Annotated in this window: 15 protein-coding genes; 1 reads left to right on the plus strand and 14 read right to left on the minus strand. The window is 59.4% G+C overall.

The window, feature by feature from the left end; all coding sequences use genetic code 11:
* Position 1: 1 nt before the first annotated feature.
* The 8 genes from ugpE to ASF13_RS03465 form a co-directional block, all read right to left on the minus strand.
* Positions 2-847, minus strand: coding sequence for a sn-glycerol-3-phosphate ABC transporter permease UgpE (gene ugpE / locus ASF13_RS03430; RefSeq protein WP_056232625.1), 846 nt, complete (start codon positions 845-847; stop codon positions 2-4).
* A complete protein-coding gene (ugpA, locus tag ASF13_RS03435) occupies positions 844-1,731 on the minus strand; it encodes a sn-glycerol-3-phosphate ABC transporter permease UgpA (RefSeq protein ID WP_056232627.1) in 888 nt (295 codons plus the stop codon). The genes ugpE and ugpA overlap by 4 nt, the downstream gene beginning before the upstream one ends.
* Before the next feature lie 75 nt (positions 1,732-1,806).
* Positions 1,807-3,123, minus strand: a complete 1,317-nt coding sequence (ugpB, locus tag ASF13_RS03440) for a sn-glycerol-3-phosphate ABC transporter substrate-binding protein UgpB (RefSeq protein ID WP_056232630.1) — start codon at positions 3,121-3,123, stop codon at positions 1,807-1,809.
* 270 nt (positions 3,124-3,393) lie between these two features.
* Entirely contained in the window at positions 3,394-4,107 is a 714-nt protein-coding gene (livF, locus tag ASF13_RS03445) for a high-affinity branched-chain amino acid ABC transporter ATP-binding protein LivF (protein WP_056232632.1), read from the minus strand.
* A 1-nt stretch (position 4,108) separates the two neighbouring features.
* Positions 4,109-4,873 (minus strand): high-affinity branched-chain amino acid ABC transporter ATP-binding protein LivG, encoded by a 765-nt coding sequence (gene livG / locus ASF13_RS03450; RefSeq protein WP_056232634.1) that lies wholly within the window; start codon positions 4,871-4,873, stop codon positions 4,109-4,111.
* Positions 4,870-6,144 (minus strand): high-affinity branched-chain amino acid ABC transporter permease LivM, encoded by a 1,275-nt coding sequence (locus tag ASF13_RS03455; RefSeq protein WP_056232636.1) that lies wholly within the window; start codon positions 6,142-6,144, stop codon positions 4,870-4,872. The genes livG and ASF13_RS03455 overlap by 4 nt, the downstream gene beginning before the upstream one ends.
* Positions 6,141-7,067, minus strand: a complete 927-nt coding sequence (gene livH / locus ASF13_RS03460; protein WP_056232638.1) for a high-affinity branched-chain amino acid ABC transporter permease LivH — start codon at positions 7,065-7,067, stop codon at positions 6,141-6,143. Before livH ends, ASF13_RS03455 begins: the two co-directional genes overlap by 4 nt.
* Positions 7,068-7,209: 142 nt before the next feature.
* Positions 7,210-8,325 carry a branched-chain amino acid ABC transporter substrate-binding protein gene (locus ASF13_RS03465; RefSeq protein ID WP_056232640.1) on the minus strand — a complete coding sequence of 372 codons (1,116 nt, stop codon included), beginning with the start codon at positions 8,323-8,325 and terminating at the stop codon, positions 7,210-7,212.
* Between the two features lie 414 nt (positions 8,326-8,739).
* Here ASF13_RS03465 and panM point away from each other — a divergent pair, with 414 nt between their 5' ends.
* The gene (gene panM, locus ASF13_RS03470; protein ID WP_056232642.1) at positions 8,740-9,144 is read left to right on the plus strand and encodes an aspartate 1-decarboxylase autocleavage activator PanM; all 405 of its coding nucleotides are present in this window, start codon (positions 8,740-8,742) and stop codon (positions 9,142-9,144) included.
* 117 nt (positions 9,145-9,261) lie between these two features.
* Here the strand turns inward: panM and ASF13_RS03475 are convergent, their stop codons facing one another.
* The 6 genes from ASF13_RS03475 to ftsE form a co-directional block, all read right to left on the minus strand.
* On the minus strand, positions 9,262-9,573 hold the full coding sequence (locus ASF13_RS03475; RefSeq protein ID WP_056232644.1) for an AzlD domain-containing protein: 312 nt from the start codon (positions 9,571-9,573) through the stop codon (positions 9,262-9,264).
* A complete protein-coding gene (locus tag ASF13_RS03480) occupies positions 9,570-10,292 on the minus strand; it encodes an AzlC family ABC transporter permease (RefSeq protein WP_056232646.1) in 723 nt (240 codons plus the stop codon). The genes ASF13_RS03475 and ASF13_RS03480 overlap by 4 nt, the downstream gene beginning before the upstream one ends.
* Before the next feature lie 78 nt (positions 10,293-10,370).
* The gene (locus ASF13_RS03485; RefSeq protein ID WP_056232648.1) at positions 10,371-11,219 is read right to left on the minus strand and encodes an AraC family transcriptional regulator; all 849 of its coding nucleotides are present in this window, start codon (positions 11,217-11,219) and stop codon (positions 10,371-10,373) included.
* A gap of 711 nt (positions 11,220-11,930) precedes the next feature.
* On the minus strand, positions 11,931-12,785 hold the full coding sequence (gene rpoH, locus ASF13_RS03490) for an RNA polymerase sigma factor RpoH (RefSeq protein ID WP_056232650.1): 855 nt from the start codon (positions 12,783-12,785) through the stop codon (positions 11,931-11,933).
* Between the two features lie 293 nt (positions 12,786-13,078).
* Entirely contained in the window at positions 13,079-14,071 is a 993-nt protein-coding gene (gene ftsX / locus ASF13_RS03495; RefSeq protein ID WP_056232652.1) for a permease-like cell division protein FtsX, read from the minus strand.
* Entirely contained in the window at positions 14,061-14,729 is a 669-nt protein-coding gene (gene ftsE / locus ASF13_RS03500) for a cell division ATP-binding protein FtsE (protein ID WP_056232654.1), read from the minus strand. Before ftsE ends, ftsX begins: the two co-directional genes overlap by 11 nt.

Here is a 14,729-nt window from a genome sequence, read left to right on the forward strand (position 1 = left end):
GTTATTTCTCACTCTCAACCAGACCACGCACAAAGGCGCGCTGCATAACCAGAACAATGATCACCGGCGGGATCAACGTCAGCAGCATTGCTGCCATCACTTCATTCCACTGGGTCGGCGACCCGCTGGTATTAATCATGCTTTTAATCCCCGCCACGGCGGTGCTCAGCGAGGCGCTGTCCACCACCAGCAGCGGCCACAGATACTGGTTCCAGCCGTAGATAAAGGTGATGACAAACAGCGCCGCCAGGTTGGTTTTTGACAATGGCAGCACGATGTCGCGGAAGAAGCGCAGCGCGCTGGCGCCGTCAATGCGTGCTGCCTCCATCAGCTCATCCGGCAGCGACATAAAGAACTGGCGGAACAGGAAGGTGGCGGTGGCCGAGGCCATCAGCGGCAGGGTCAGGCCGCTGTAGCTGTCGAGCATATTCAGGTCGGCGATCACCTGCACGGTAGGGAAGATACGCACTTCCACCGGCAGCATCAGAGTGACGAAGATCATCCAGAAGAACAGGTTACGCAGCGGGAAGCGATACCACACCAGCGCAAAGGCGGAGAGAATCGAAACGCTGATTTTGCCGACGGTGATCGCCAGCGCCATCAGCAGGCTGTTCAGCATCATCATACTGAATGCCGGGCCGTTGCCGTTCACCCCGTGCACCCAGATCTTACTGATATTCTCCCACAGGTGGCTGCCCGGGATCAGCGTCATCGGCACCTGATATACCGCGTCGTTGTCCAGCGTCGCGGCGACAAAGGCCACGTAGAGCGGAAACAGGATGGTCAGCACGCCTAAGATCAGCAGCGTGTGGCTGAAGATATCCAGCCCGCGTCGGTTCTCAATCATTGGTAACGCACCTTACGCTCAACAAAGCGGAACTGAATCACCGTCAGCACGATCACCAGCAGCATCAGCACCACCGACTGCGCCGCAGACGAGGAGAGATCGAGGCCGGCAAAGCCTTCACGGTAAATTTTGTAGATCAGCGTGGTGGTGGCCTGCACCGGACCGCCGCCGGTGGCGGCATCGATCACCGGGAAGGTGTCGAAGAAGGCGTAGACCAGGTTAATCACCAGCAGGAAGAAGCTCACCGGGGTAATCAGCGGCAGCGACAGGCAGAAGAAACGCCGTACCGGACCGGCACCGTCGATAGCGGCGGCTTCCACCAGCGATTTCGGGATCGACTGCAGCGCGGCGAAGAAGAACAGGAAGTTGTAGCTCATCTGCTGCCAGATCGACGCCAGAACGATCAGAAACATCGCCTGGCCGCTGTTCTGCGCGTAGTTCCAGTTGTAGCCCCACTGGTTCAGCAGGTGGCTGAACAGGCCGAGGCCGGGGTTAAACAGGAACATCCACAATACCGCCGCCACCACCGGTGCCACCGCATAGGGCAGCAGCAGCAGGGTCTGGTAGAGTTTTTTCAGCCGTACGACGTGATCGACCAGCGCCGCCAGCAGCAGCGAGAAGGTCATACCGCAGACGGTAACCAGCCCGCTGAACTTGATGGTGGTCCAGAAGGACTCAAGGTAGTACGGGTCGCTGAACAGCCGTTTAAAGTTCTCCAGCCCGACGAAGGTGCTGGAGATGCCGAACGGATCGAGGTTCTGCAGCGAGTACCACAGCGCCTCGCCGGCCGGCCAGAGAAAGAAGATCGCGGTAATCAGCAGCTGCGGCAGCACTAACAGATAGGGTAGCGCGCTGGTGCGGAAAACGGGACGGGGTTGGGACATAGTTGAACTCCGAAAAGCACATCGGGCGGCATTGCTGCCGCCCGTTAGCCGGATTGCTCCGGCCCCAGCGAATACTTACTTCGTCTGCTGTTCGAAACGGCGCAGCAGCTCATTACCACGCTTCACGGCGTTATCCAGCGCAGCCTGCGGGGTCTGCTTGCCGGTCCATACGCCTTCCAGCTCTTCGTCCACGATGGTACGGATCTGCGGCATATTGCCCAGACGCATGCCTTTGGTGAACGGCAGCGGATCTTTGTTCAGCATCTGACGGGTGGCGGTATCGGCACCCGGGTTCTTGTCGTAGAAGCCCTGCTGTTTGGTCAGCTCATAGGCGGCGGTAGTGATCGGCAGGTAGCCGGTTTTCTGGTGCCACTCGGCGGCGATTTCCGGGGTAGCCAGGAACTGCATAAACTCGGCCGCGCCCTTGTAGGTCGCCGCGTCTTTGCCCTTCATCACCCACAGGCTGGCTCCGCCGATAATGGCGTTCTGCGGCGCGTTCGGTACGGTCTCATCGTACGGCATCATGCCAACGCCGAAGTTGAATTTAGCGTACTTACGGATGTCGGCCAGCGAGCCGGAGGAGGCGGTGGTGATAGCGCAGTCGCCGTTATAGAACTTGGACGTCGACTCGTCTTTACGGCCGAAGTAGGTGAAATCACCCTTCTTGTTCAGGTCCTCCAGCAGCTGGATATGGCGTACCTGCACCGGCTTGTTAAACTCCAGCACCGCGTCGGTACCGTCGAAGCCGTTGTTTTTGGTCGCCACCGGCAGGCCGTGCCAGGCGCTGAAGTTCTCAATCTGGATCCAGCCCTGCCAGCCGCTGGCGTAACCACAGCTCATGCCCGCTTTACGCAGCGCGTCGGTGTCTTTCGCCAGCTCCTGCCAGGTTTTTGGCGGCTGGTCCGGGTTCAGGCCGGCTTTCTTAAAGGCGTCTTTGTTGTAGTACAGCACCGGGGTGGAGCTGTTAAACGGCTGCGAAATCAGCTGGCCGTTGCTGTCGCTGTAGTAACCGGCCACCGCAGGTACGAACTGCTTAGGGTCCATCGCGATACCGGCATTTTTAAACACTTCATGCACCGGTACGATCGCTTTTGAGGCCATCATGGTGGCGGTGCCCACTTCATACACCTGCAGCAGCGCCGGTGCTTTGCCGGTGCGCACGGCGGCGATGCCGGCGGCCAGGCTCTGCTCATAGTTGCCCTTGTAGGCCGGTACGATTTTGTAATCCGGGTGCGTTTCATTAAAACGCTTAGCCAGTGAGTCCACCTCAACGCCCAGCTCGCCTTCCATCGAGTGCCAGAACGGAATTTCGGTAGCAGCCAGTGCGCTGCCGCTAAAGGTCAGACCCAGCACGAGGCTGAGTGCGGTACGACGGAATGCGGTAGATGACATATCGGTTTCCTGTGCCCGTTTTAATGATGCGCGATTCCGCGCACTGTGTGAGTCGGCAAGTAACATGCCACGGCTGAATGACAGATTAATAATAGATATATGTCAGAAATATGACGGGCGGATGACGGGAAAGTCGGCGCGGGACTACAAAACTGGGACGAGAGTAACAACTTTACGCAATAGCGGAGAGAGGACGATCACAGAATTAAAACGAAGATGTACGCACGATCGGCACAAAAAGGGGCAGCCAGAGCGGCTGCCCGCAATCACTTAGCCGCCCAGGTAGGCGCTGCGCACCGCCTCATTGGCCAGCAGCGCGTCACCGGTGTCTTCGAGCACCACATGACCGTTTTCGAGCACGTAGCCACGGTCGGCCAGCTTCAGCGCCTGGTTAGCATTCTGCTCCACGAGGAAAATGGTCATGCCTTCCTGACGCAGCTGTTCGATGGTGTCGAAAATCTGCTGAATGATGATCGGAGCCAGCCCGAGCGAGGGTTCGTCCAGCAGCAGCAGGCGCGGCTGGCTCATCAGCGCACGGCCGATGGCCAGCATCTGCTGCTCACCGCCGGACATGGTGCCGGCGCGCTGCACGCGACGCTCCCACAGGCGCGGGAACAGTTCGTAAACGCGCTTAATGCGCTGCTGATACTGCTGGCGCTCGGCAAAGAAACCGCCCATCGCCAGGTTCTCTTCCACCGTCATCCGTGAAAAAACGCGGCGCCCTTCCGGCACGATGGCGATCGCTTCACGCATAATGCGCGCCGTCTGCCAGTCGGTAATGTCTTTGCCGTCGAAGGTGACGGTGCCCTGGGTAGCGCGCGGTTCGCCGCACAGGGTGCCGAGGATGGTGGTTTTCCCCGCCCCGTTGGCCCCGATCAGGGTGACGATTTCGCCCTGACTGATGTGCAGGCTGACGTTGTGCAGCGCCTGGATTTTACCGTAGTGGGTGCTGATATTGTTCAGGGACAGCATTGGGTTACTCATCTTAAGCCTCCCCGAGGTAAGCGCGGATCACGTCCGGGTTATTGCGGATCTCGTCCGGCGTGCCGTTGGCCAGCGGCGTGCCCTGGTTCACCACGTAGATGCGATCGGAAATGCCCATCACCAGTTTCATATCGTGTTCAATCAACAGTACCGAGACCTTATGTTCCCCGCGCAGTTCGGCGATCAGCTCGTCCAGCTCGTGGGTCTCTTTCGGGTTAAGACCGGCCGCCGGTTCATCCAGCATCAGAATTTCCGGACGGGTCACCATACAGCGGGCGATCTCCAGCCGGCGCTGCTGGCCGTAGGCGAGGTTGCCGGCCTGGCGGTTGGCCAGCTCCAGCAGCCCGACGCGCTTCAGCCAGGTGGCGGCACGATCCAGCGCCTCGCTTTCCGCCCGGCGGAAGGCCGGGGTTTTCAGCAGGCCGGAGAACACTCCGCTCTGCAGGTGCTGATGCTGGGCAACCAGCAGGTTTTCAATCACCGTCATCTCACGGAACAGGCGCACGTGCTGGAAGGTGCGCACGATGCCCATACGGGCGATCTGCTGGCCCGGTAACCCGGCCAGCTGCCTGTCACCCAGCATAATCGAGCCACCGGTCGGCTTATAAAAACCGGTCAGGCAGTTAAACACCGTGGTTTTACCGGCGCCGTTCGGGCCAATCAGTGAGACGATCTCCTGCGGGCGCAGCTCCAGTTCGACGTTATTGACCGCCAGCAGGCCGCCGAAGCGCATCATCAGGCCGTTGACTGCTAACAAAGGCTTCATGCCTGCTCTCCTTTTTCCGCTGACTTCAACTTCAGGTGCGGACGTTTCATCGGCAGCAGACCCTGCGGACGCCAGATCATCATCAGCACCATCAGCCCCCCGAGCACCAGCATGCTGTACTCATTGAGGTCACGCATCAGCTCGCGCGAAACCACCAGCAAAATTGCCGCGAGGATCACCGCAAACTGTGAGCCCATCCCACCCAGCACCACGATGGCCAGCACAAACGCCGACTCGGCAAAGGTGAAGGATTCCGGGCTGACAAAGCCCTGACGCGCGGCAAACAGGCAGCCGGCAAACCCGGCAAAAGCGGCGCTGATGGTGAACGCGGTCAGCTTAATACGCGTCGGGCTGAGGCCCAGCGAGCGGCAGGCGATCTCGTCTTCACGCAGGGCTTCCCAGGCACGCCCCAGCGGCATGCGCAGCAGACGGTTAATCACAAACAGGGTGACCACCACCAGCAGCAGCGCCACCAGATAGAGGAAAATAATGCGGTCGCTCGGGTCATACTTCAGGCCAAAGAACTCGTGGAAGGTGCCCCAGCCGCCTTCGCGTACGCTGCGGCCAAACTCCAGGCCGAAGAACGACGGTTTCGGGATCTGGCTGATGCCGTTCGGGCCACCGGTGATTGCGGTGTTGTTAAGCAGCAGGATACGCACGATTTCACCGAAGCCGAGCGTCACAATCGCCAGGTAATCCCCGCGCAGGCGCAGCACCGGGAAGCCGAGCAGCAGGCCAAAGCCGGCGGCCACCAGCCCGGCCAGCGGCAGCGACTGCCAGAAGCCAAGACCGTAATAGTGGTTGAGCAGCGCGAAGGTGTAGGCACCGATGGCGTAGAAGCCGCCGTAGCCGAGCACCAGCAGGCCGGACAGCCCGACCACCACGTTCAGGCCGAGGCCGAGCATCACGTAGATCAGCGTCAGGGTGGCGATATCCACCGTACCGCGCGACACCAGGAACGGCCACGCGGCCGCCGCAACGATCAGCGCCAGCAGAAACAGCTTCTGCTTCGTCGTGGAACCGTCAATGCCGGGCAGCACCAGCGACGGGCCGCTGACTTTTTTCAGGCCGCTCTGCACCAGCGGGCGCAGCATCTGAAACAGAAACACCACGCCACAGCCGACGGCGATCCAGTTCCAGCGCACCTCACCGGCGTTGCTGACCACCAGACGCGTGCCGTCGAGGTTGAGCCGCATACCCATAAAGAACGCGGCCAGCACCAGCAGCATCAGGGCTGAGACAAACGCATTAACCAGGTTGAGCTTCTTCATACTTTCTCAACCTCCGGGCGGCCAAGGATACCGGTCGGCATCACCAGCAGCACCACGATCAGCAGCGCAAAGGAGACCACGTCTTTATATTCAGTGCTCAGGTAGGCCGAGGTCAGCGCTTCGGCGATGCCGAGGATCAGGCCACCGACCATCGCCCCCGGAATGCTGCCGATGCCGCCGAGTACCGCGGCGGTAAACGCCTTCATGCCGGCCATAAAGCCGATATAGGGGTTGATCACGCCGTAGAACTGGCCGAGCAGCACGCCCGCCACCGCGGCCATCGCCGCGCCAATCACAAAGGTCAGCGAGATCACCCGGTCGGTGTTAATGCCCAGCAGGCTGGCCATCTTCAGGTCTTCAGCACAGGCGCGGCAGGCGCGGCCCATGCGGGAATAGCGGATAAACAGCGTCAGCGCCAGCATCGACAGGAAGGTCACCGCCCAGATGACGATCTGCATGGTGGAGATAGTGGCGGCAAAGCCGTTGCTTTCACCCAGCGTCCACTGCCCGGTCACCAGGCTTGGCAGCGCGAGGTCGCGCGAGCCCTGGGTCAGGCTGACGTAGTTTTGCAGGAAGATCGACATCCCGATGGCGGAGATCAGCGCGATCAGGCGCTTGGAGGAGCGCACCGGCCGGTAGGCCACGCGCTCAATGCTCCAGCCGTAGCAGGAGGCAATCACCACCGCAACGACAAAGCCCGCACCGATCAGCACCCAGCTGACGTCGATACCGACCATCATCAGCGCGGCGATAACGATAAACGAGACGTAGCTGCCGATCATATAGACTTCGCCGTGGGCAAAGTTAATCATGCCGATAATGCCGTAGACCATGGTGTAGCCGATGGCGATCAGCGCATACGTGCTGCCCAACGTCACACCGTTGAACATTTGCTGCAGGAAATAGAGAAACTGCTCAGACATACCTTAATACCTTACAAATTGTCCTGCGCTGAATACATCAACGCCCGGCAAAGCCTGCCAGGCGTTATTGTCGCAGGCCAGTTGGATGCGGCCAGCGCGATCCGGCGCGCTGACCAATCCCCAGCGGGCCGGAACCGGCGGTTTATTTCACCGCGGTGGATGAACCGTCGGCGTGCCACTGGAAGATACCGAACTCAAAGCCTTTCAGGTCGCCCTGCGCGTTCCAGTTCAGGTCGCCCATCACGGTTGGAACAGCGGCACCCTCTTTCAGGTTCTTAACGATGTCTGCCGGCTCCTCACTCTTGCTGCGTTCCATACCGGCCGCCAGCGACTGCAGCGCCGCGTAGGTGGTCCAGACGAACGGGCCGGTTGGGTCCAGTTTCTTCGCCTTCAGCGCATCAACGATGGCTTTGTTGGCAGGCACCTGATCGTAACGCTTCGGCAGCGTCACCAGCATACCTTCAGAAGCCGCACCGGCAATGTTAGACAGTGAGGAGTTACCCACGCCTTCCGGACCCATAAACTGGGTTTTCAGGCCGGCCGCACGCGCCTGGCGCAGGATCTGGCCCATCTCCGGATAGTAGCCGCCGAAGTAGACGAAATCGATGTTCTCTTTCTTCAGACGCGCCACCAGGGTGGAGAAGTCTTTATCACCGGCGGTGACGCCTTCAAACAGCACCACGTTGCCGCCGGATTTTTTCAGGCTCTCCTGCACGGATCGCGCCAGGCCTTCACCGTACTGCTGCTTGTCGTGGATCACCGCAATGCGCTGCGGTTTGATCGCGCTGAGAATATAGTTCGCGGCGGTCGGGCCCTGATCGGAGTCCAGGCCGGTGGTGCGCATAATCAGCTTGTAGCCACGGGTGGTCAGGTCCGGTGCGGTGGCCGCCGGGGTAATCATGATCACGCCTTCATCTTCATAGATGTCTGATGCCGGCTGGGTAGAGGAGGAGCACAGATGGCCGATCACATAACGGATGCCGTCGTTGATCACCTTGTTGGCGACCGCGACCGCCTGTTTTGGATCGCAGGCGTCATCGTACTCCACGCCGACCAGCTTATTGCCGTTAACGCCGCCTTTGGCATTGATGTCAGCAATCGCCTGTTTGGCTCCGGTAAACTCCATATCACCATACTGCGCCACCGGGCCGGACATGGCACCGACGATAGCGACTTTGATATCTGCTGCTGATGCAGCGTGGCTTAATGCCAGGGCCATACAGCCAGCCAGCAACGCGCGACCTTTACTGATTTTCATCCGAACTACCCCATCTGTTGTGGTTGCTCCCTTCATCCGCAGCGTGCGGACTTCGGGTATTATTTGCCGGTGAATCTGCGAAAACGCTTTGAGTAAGAAAGAGTTAGGCCAATTCCCGACAGTTTTTATGAATAACGCTTTAAATTTCAGGTTATTAAACAGGAATATTCTGCTGTAAATCAACCGACATATTCAGTAAATGGTGGGATTGCCAGAACAATTAACTGGCATGAACGGTGGCATTTCAGACAACAATCCAGGATATTATGCTGGTCAGAACGCAACCAGAGACCGGATTACCCTGGATACTGCACAAATCAGGCACCGATCGCCTCGTTTTTGCGCAAAAATCTTATCGCACTGAGTATGGTCGACTTCGCTACAATATGCCTTTCCCCCGTATGGATTCATTTGATGAAACTTTCCGTCATCCGCCTGCAACAGCTCTCTGCCCAGGACTATATCGATCTGGGCAAAATCTGGCCCCGGGCCGAACTCAACCCGCTGGTGCAACAGCTGAGCAGCGAGCGGCTGCTCTATGCGGCAAAATTTAACGATCGGCTGCTGGCGGCGGTGCAGGTCGGGATCGACGGTGCACACGGGCGGCTGACGCAGCTGGAAGTCCGCGAAGTGACCCGCCGGCGAGGCGTCGGGCTCTACCTGCTGGAAGAGGTGCTGGCGCATAACCCGCAGGTTACACGGTGGTGGGTGGCGCAGGATGGTTCATCAGACCCGGAGGTAATTTCCGCCTTTATGCAGGCAGCAGGCTTTACCCCCGGTGCTGATGGCTGGCGGAAGACGTGCAACGGCTTACCCTAACGTCACTGACGGGCGGCGGGCGGCGGGACGATACCACCAGAAACCTGGCAAACGCATAGCGTCGCAACGACCTGCAACTAACCGGATTTCATGCCGCGTTACCCGCCAGTACCTGACTTACAACAGCCAGCTTATCAGGTAAAACACCCCCAGAATCAGCAGTACGCTCAGCACCATATGCCGTAAGCGGGCGGCAATGACTACCCCGGCCACTGCACCGTACAGGTAAGGATTATCCGCCATCCCGCGCACGGCCCCGTCGTGCAGCAGAATAATCGGCCCACAGATGGCGGTCAGCAGGCAGGGGGCCGAATACTTCAGCGCCTCACGCAGCAGCACGGGCAGCCGCACCGGCACCATAGGTTCCAGAAATACGTAGCGGTTAAAGAACACCAGCGCCGCCAGCGCCAGCAGCAACGTCCAGCTCATTTTGCCCCCTGGGTCAGGCGGGCAACCGCCACCGCCGCAAGCATGCCGCTCAGCCCGGCGATCACGATTGCTCCTTCCACCCGGTACAGGCTAAGGATCATCGACAGCAGCAGCGATACCACCACGCCACACAGCACGCTGCGTAATTGAACCATCGGTACCACGATGGTGATAAAGGTGGCGACAATGGAGAAGTCGAGATGCCAGCGGTCCAGATCCGGGATCGCCGAGGCCATCACCACTCCCGCCAGGCTGAACAGCACCCAGCACAGGTAAAAGCACAGGCCCGCGCCGATCAGATAGCCCGGCGTCAGCTTCTCCTTCGGCTGCGCGCTGGCGAGGGCAAACAGCTCATCGCACAGCAGATAACCAACCGGCAGCCGGTAACGCAGCGCCATCCGCGCCACGGTTTCGCGCAGCGTCAGGCCGTACAGCAGGTGTTGAGAGGTAATAAAAAATACCGAGACCACGATGGTCAGCACGCTGCCGCCGGAGAGCAGCAGCCCCAGCGTAACCAGCTGGGCGGCACCGGCAAAGATAATCGCCGACATCCCAAGGCTCTGGGCAAAGGTCAGCCCGGCCTGCACCGCCATCGAACCGGCGAGGATCCCCCACGGGATCACCGACAGGCACAGCGGCAGCATCGCCACCGCGCCGCGAAAAAAACCGGACCACGGCCGTTGCAGGGCCGATCGTTCAGAGAGCAGTACATTATCCATCACGCAGGTTCCTGTAAAAAATCAGCAGGCAGTGTGAAGGCCGGGCGGGTATGAAAGCTTGAAGGAAATTGCGCAGCTTCAGCGGCGCAAGGGCTGCCCTCTGCGCGCCTGCACGTAGTCACCCGGCGTGATGCCGATTGAGTTTTTAAAGTGACGGGTGAAGTGGCTTTGATCGGAGAAGCCGCAGCGCAGCGAAACCTGGGCAATCGCTTCACCGCGATCCAGCCCTTCCCGCGCCCGGCACAGCCGCTGCTGTAACAGCCAGGCGTGCGGCGTCATCCCCAGGCTTTTTTTGAACTGGCGCAGGAAGTACCACGGACTAAGCCCGGCTATCTCCGCCAGCTGCTGCAGCGACCAGTTCTGTTCCGGATGGGCAGCCATCAGCTCACGCACCGGCAGTACCGCCCGCGTAGCATCGGCGACGGCTGCCGGCACCACGCGGGTGCGGCTGTAGCGCATCACCAGCCAGGCGAAGGCGGTCAGCAGCAGCGACTCTTTCAGCAGCGTATTGCCCTGCTCCGGCAGCAGGGAAAACAGCAGCCGCAGCTGCGCCGACAGCGCCGGATCGTGCAGCACCGCGTCGGGAAACCACGGCACCGCAGCCGGCCCGGTGCCGGGCGACAGGCGGGCAAACAGATCAGGGTGCGGATAGATTGCCCGGTAGGACCAGCCGCCTTCCACCTCCGAACAGCCGGTATGCACCTCGTCGGCGTTGACCAGAATAATATCGCCGCTGGGTGCCACGTGGTCGCCGCCGGAGCGCCAGAAGCGCTGCGCGCCGGTTTCAATCACGCCGACGCAGAAGGTTTCATGCACGTGACGCGGAAAGCGGCGGCGGTGATAGTTCGCCTCCAGCATGGTCAGCCCGTCGAGTTCCTCAAGGCAGAACAGCGTGGCTTTCTCACCGGGTGCAGCGTTGTCATCCATCGTTTTCAGCCTTGAACAAAATTGCGGTCAGAGATGGTGTTGATTGCTCACTTTCTGCCGACAGAAACAAAAAAACCGCCGTAGCGGCGGTCTATTTGTGCTGGTTAGGTTAGCGGCCTTTCCAGCGGGGCTTTGGTTACCAACGTAACGCAAGTGCATCTCAGCGCTCTTATCCTGAGCTGTTTTAAATATGCTGTCAAGTATCCTGAGGCGATTAATAAGCATACAATACCCGCGGACCTTTTCGCCGCCTTAGCAAGCGGGCACCGGATTCAGGAAGGGATATCCAATGGCCGTTAACGCAAGTGCATCTCAGCACTTGCATTCACGGTTTCATCTCCGGTGGTGGCACCGTGAAGCGGTCTGTTGCAAGGACCGCGCAATGAAACGATACCTGCGTATTGTTCTCGTTGTCTCTGCCGCGCTGCTGTTAGCCGGAACCGGGGGCTGGAGCATCTCCAATAACTCGATTTCAGTGATCATCAACATGGCAGGCAAGTAAGCCGGTGGCCGCCCGGCAACGGGCGGCTCACTTCAAAACCAGGCAAAACACAGACAGCAGGCATAAAAAAACCGCCCCAGGGAGCGGTTTCTTTGTGCCGGTCAGGTTAGCGGCCTTTCCGGCGAACTTTGGTTACTAACGTAACGCAAGCACAAGCCAGTGAACAGATATTAAGCTAATGTAGAACGTGGCTCAAGCGCTCTGTGAGGTTACGCCTCAATCGCCATACGCAGCTTTTTCATGGCGTTCTTTTCCAGCTGACGCACGCGCTCGGCGGAGACGCCATACTGGTCGGCCAGCTCCTGCAGGGTAGTCTTGTTATCATCGTCCAGCCAGCGGGCGCGGATAATGTGCTGGCTACGCTCGTCCAGCGCCAGCATCGCATCGCTCAGCTTGTCGGCGGCGTGATCGTCCCAGTTGTCTTCCTCAATGCCGTTAGCAAAGTCAGACGTCTTATCCTGCAGATAGAGCATCGGCGCCATGGAGCGGCCTTCGCCTTCGTCTTCCGGCGTCGGGTCAAAGGTCATGTCCTGCGCAGACATGCGCGACTCCATCTCGCGGACGTCTTTGCTGGAAACGCCCAGCTCGCGCGCTACCATTTCGACCTCATCCTGATTGAACCAGCCGAGGCGCTGCTTGCTTTTACGCAGGTTAAAGAACAGCTTACGCTGAGCTTTAGTCGTCGCGACCTTCACAATACGCCAGTTACGCAGCACGTATTCATGGATCTCCGCTTTAATCCAGTGCACGGCGAAGGAGACCAGGCGCACACCCACTTCCGGGTTGAAACGGCGCACGGCTTTCATCAGGCCGATGTTACCTTCCTGGATCAGGTCCGCCTGCGGCAGGCCATAACCGGAGTAATTACGAGCGACGTGAACAACAAAGCGCAGGTGAGACAGGATCAGCGTTTTTGCTGCTTCCAGATCAGCCTGGTAATGCAGCCGTTCAGCCAGCGCTTTTTCCTCTTCTGCCGTCAGCATAGGCCAGGCATTGGCCGCCCGGATGTACGCATCCAGGTTGCCTAAAGGAGCAATAGCTAAAGTTTGCATTTCTTTGGTCATTCAAACCCTCTCTGTATCAACTATCGTGGTTGCGCCACTCCCTGACGCGGCTGACTACACTACGCGAATCGCTAACGGATTAGGAAGCAATCTGTGCGCCATTATGCGTCAGTGTCTTAAATTCAGACATCAGAGTTATCCACAAGTTCAGTTGGATCGGTGGATAAGCACGAGATCTGCTGTTGCGCGGCGGCGGTAAGGATGGCAGGGGGAAGTGACAAACTGATGAACTTCCTCTGCGGCACAGGCTCACGCAGCAGAGGAAGATTATATCAAAAAAACGTGTTAATGCGTTACTGCGGCGTAAATCGGCGTAAATGTTGCACCGTCGCCAGCCAGGCCGCAATCCAGCCAATCATCGCGGCTATCAGCAGCAGCAGCAGGCCTTCATCCCAGCCGAGGCCATGCAGCGCAAAGGTGGTGCCAAACACCGTCGCCACCTCGGCCACCACCGACTCCAGCCGCAGTACCAGGATTTCCGACAGCACCAGCGACAGCAGCGCGCCGCTAAAGCCCAGCAGCGCACCACCGTAGAGGAACGGCCGCAGGATAAAGCCGTCGGTAGCGCCGATCAGCTTCTGCACGTTGATGGTATCGCGCCGCGAGAAGATGCTCAGGCGCACGCTGTTGCCGATCACCAGGAACACCGCCACGATCATCAGCACGCCGATCATCGCCGCCACCTGGCCCACCAGCCCGGTCAGCGCCGCCAGGCGGGCAAACCAGCTGTCGTCCATCTTCACTTCATCAATACCCTGCACCTTCGCCACGCGATCGCGCAGGGTGGTCATGCTGTCGGTGCCCTGGAAACTGAGCTTCGGCGTAATGATGGCCACCGCCGGTAATGGGTTCTGTTCCAGCATATCCATCGCGCCGCCAAAGCCGGACCAGTTGCGGAACTCGCCCTGCGCCTCTTCCCGCGACAGATAGTTGACCTTCTCCACGCCCTCTTCCTGCTTCAGCTGATTAACCACGCCTAAGGCGGCATCATCATCCAGCGTCTTGCTCAGGTAAACGGTAATCTGCGGCGCGGGGTACCACTGGTCGGCGGCCTGGCTGACGTTTTTCCACACCAGATAGCAGACGCTCGGCAGGGTCAGTGAAATGGCAATCACCATAATGGTCAGCAGGGTCGCCAGCGGCTGACGCCACATATCCGAGAGTGAGCCACGCATTGCGTAGCGCCACTGCTCCTGCCAGCCGCCCTTCAGCGCCTTACTTTTAGACGGCACCTTCTGCGGCTTCGCTTTGGGCGCCGTCGAGCGGGCATTACGCTTATTCACCACGATAACCTCCGTGCAGTCGTCCCTGGCTCAGCGTCATCAGGCGATAGTTGCGGCGGGCGATCAGCCCCATATCATGGGTCGCCATCAGCACCGTCACCCCAACGCGGTTAAACTCTTCAAATAACCGCAGAATATCTTCTGACAGCGCTTCATCGAGGTTACCGGTCGGTTCATCGGCCAGCAGCACCGCCGGCTTGTTGACCACCGCACGGGCAATGCCCACGCGCTGCTGTTCACCGCCGGAGAGCTGGATCGGGAAGCTCTTCGCTTTGTCGAGCAGGCCGACCTTATCCAGCGCGGCAGAAACGCGGCGGCGTATATCTTCGCCGCTGGCCCCGGCAATAATCAGCGGGATAGCGACGTTGTCATACACCGAGCGATCCATCAGCAGATGATGATCCTGGAAGATCATGCCAATCTGCCGGCGCAGAAACGGCACTTCACGGCTTTTCAGACGGCTGATATCGTGGCCGCCGAACCAGATATGCCCGGCACTCGGGCGTTCAATGCCACAAATCAGCTTCAGCAAGGTACTTTTCCCCGCCCCGGAGTGTCCGGTCAGAAACGCCATTTCGCCGGGACGCAGATGAAAATCGACCCCCTGCAGCGCTTGCCGACCGCCGAGATAAGCCTTACTGACTTCTTCAAAGCGAATCAT

It is taken from the genome of Erwinia sp. Leaf53 (assembly GCF_001422605.1).
In the GTDB taxonomy this organism is placed as follows: Bacteria; Pseudomonadota; Gammaproteobacteria; order Enterobacterales; family Enterobacteriaceae; genus Erwinia.

What these genes read in the sequence shown, in the direction of transcription:
- ugpE (WP_056232625.1), bottom strand. Translation starts at nt 847, where the DNA reads ATGATTGAGAACCGACGCGGGCTGGATATCTTCAGCCACACGCTGCTG.
- ugpA (WP_056232627.1), bottom strand. Translation starts at nt 1,731, where the DNA reads ATGTCCCAACCCCGTCCCGTTTTCCGCACCAGCGCGCTACCCTATCTG.
- ugpB (WP_056232630.1), bottom strand. Translation starts at nt 3,123, where the DNA reads ATGTCATCTACCGCATTCCGTCGTACCGCACTCAGCCTCGTGCTGGGT.
- livF (WP_056232632.1), bottom strand. Translation starts at nt 4,107, where the DNA reads ATGAGTAACCCAATGCTGTCCCTGAACAATATCAGCACCCACTACGGT.
- livG (WP_056232634.1), bottom strand. Translation starts at nt 4,873, where the DNA reads ATGAAGCCTTTGTTAGCAGTCAACGGCCTGATGATGCGCTTCGGCGGC.
- ASF13_RS03455 (WP_056232636.1), bottom strand. Translation starts at nt 6,144, where the DNA reads ATGAAGAAGCTCAACCTGGTTAATGCGTTTGTCTCAGCCCTGATGCTG.
- livH (WP_056232638.1), bottom strand. Translation starts at nt 7,067, where the DNA reads ATGTCTGAGCAGTTTCTCTATTTCCTGCAGCAAATGTTCAACGGTGTG.
- ASF13_RS03465 (WP_056232640.1), bottom strand. Translation starts at nt 8,325, where the DNA reads ATGAAAATCAGTAAAGGTCGCGCGTTGCTGGCTGGCTGTATGGCCCTG.
- panM (WP_056232642.1), top strand. Translation starts at nt 8,740, where the DNA reads ATGAAACTTTCCGTCATCCGCCTGCAACAGCTCTCTGCCCAGGACTAT.
- ASF13_RS03475 (WP_056232644.1), bottom strand. Translation starts at nt 9,573, where the DNA reads ATGAGCTGGACGTTGCTGCTGGCGCTGGCGGCGCTGGTGTTCTTTAAC.
- ASF13_RS03480 (WP_056232646.1), bottom strand. Translation starts at nt 10,292, where the DNA reads ATGGATAATGTACTGCTCTCTGAACGATCGGCCCTGCAACGGCCGTGG.
- ASF13_RS03485 (WP_056232648.1), bottom strand. Translation starts at nt 11,219, where the DNA reads ATGGATGACAACGCTGCACCCGGTGAGAAAGCCACGCTGTTCTGCCTT.
- rpoH (WP_056232650.1), bottom strand. Translation starts at nt 12,785, where the DNA reads ATGACCAAAGAAATGCAAACTTTAGCTATTGCTCCTTTAGGCAACCTG.
- ftsE (WP_056232654.1), bottom strand. Translation starts at nt 14,729, where the DNA reads ATGATTCGCTTTGAAGAAGTCAGTAAGGCTTATCTCGGCGGTCGGCAA.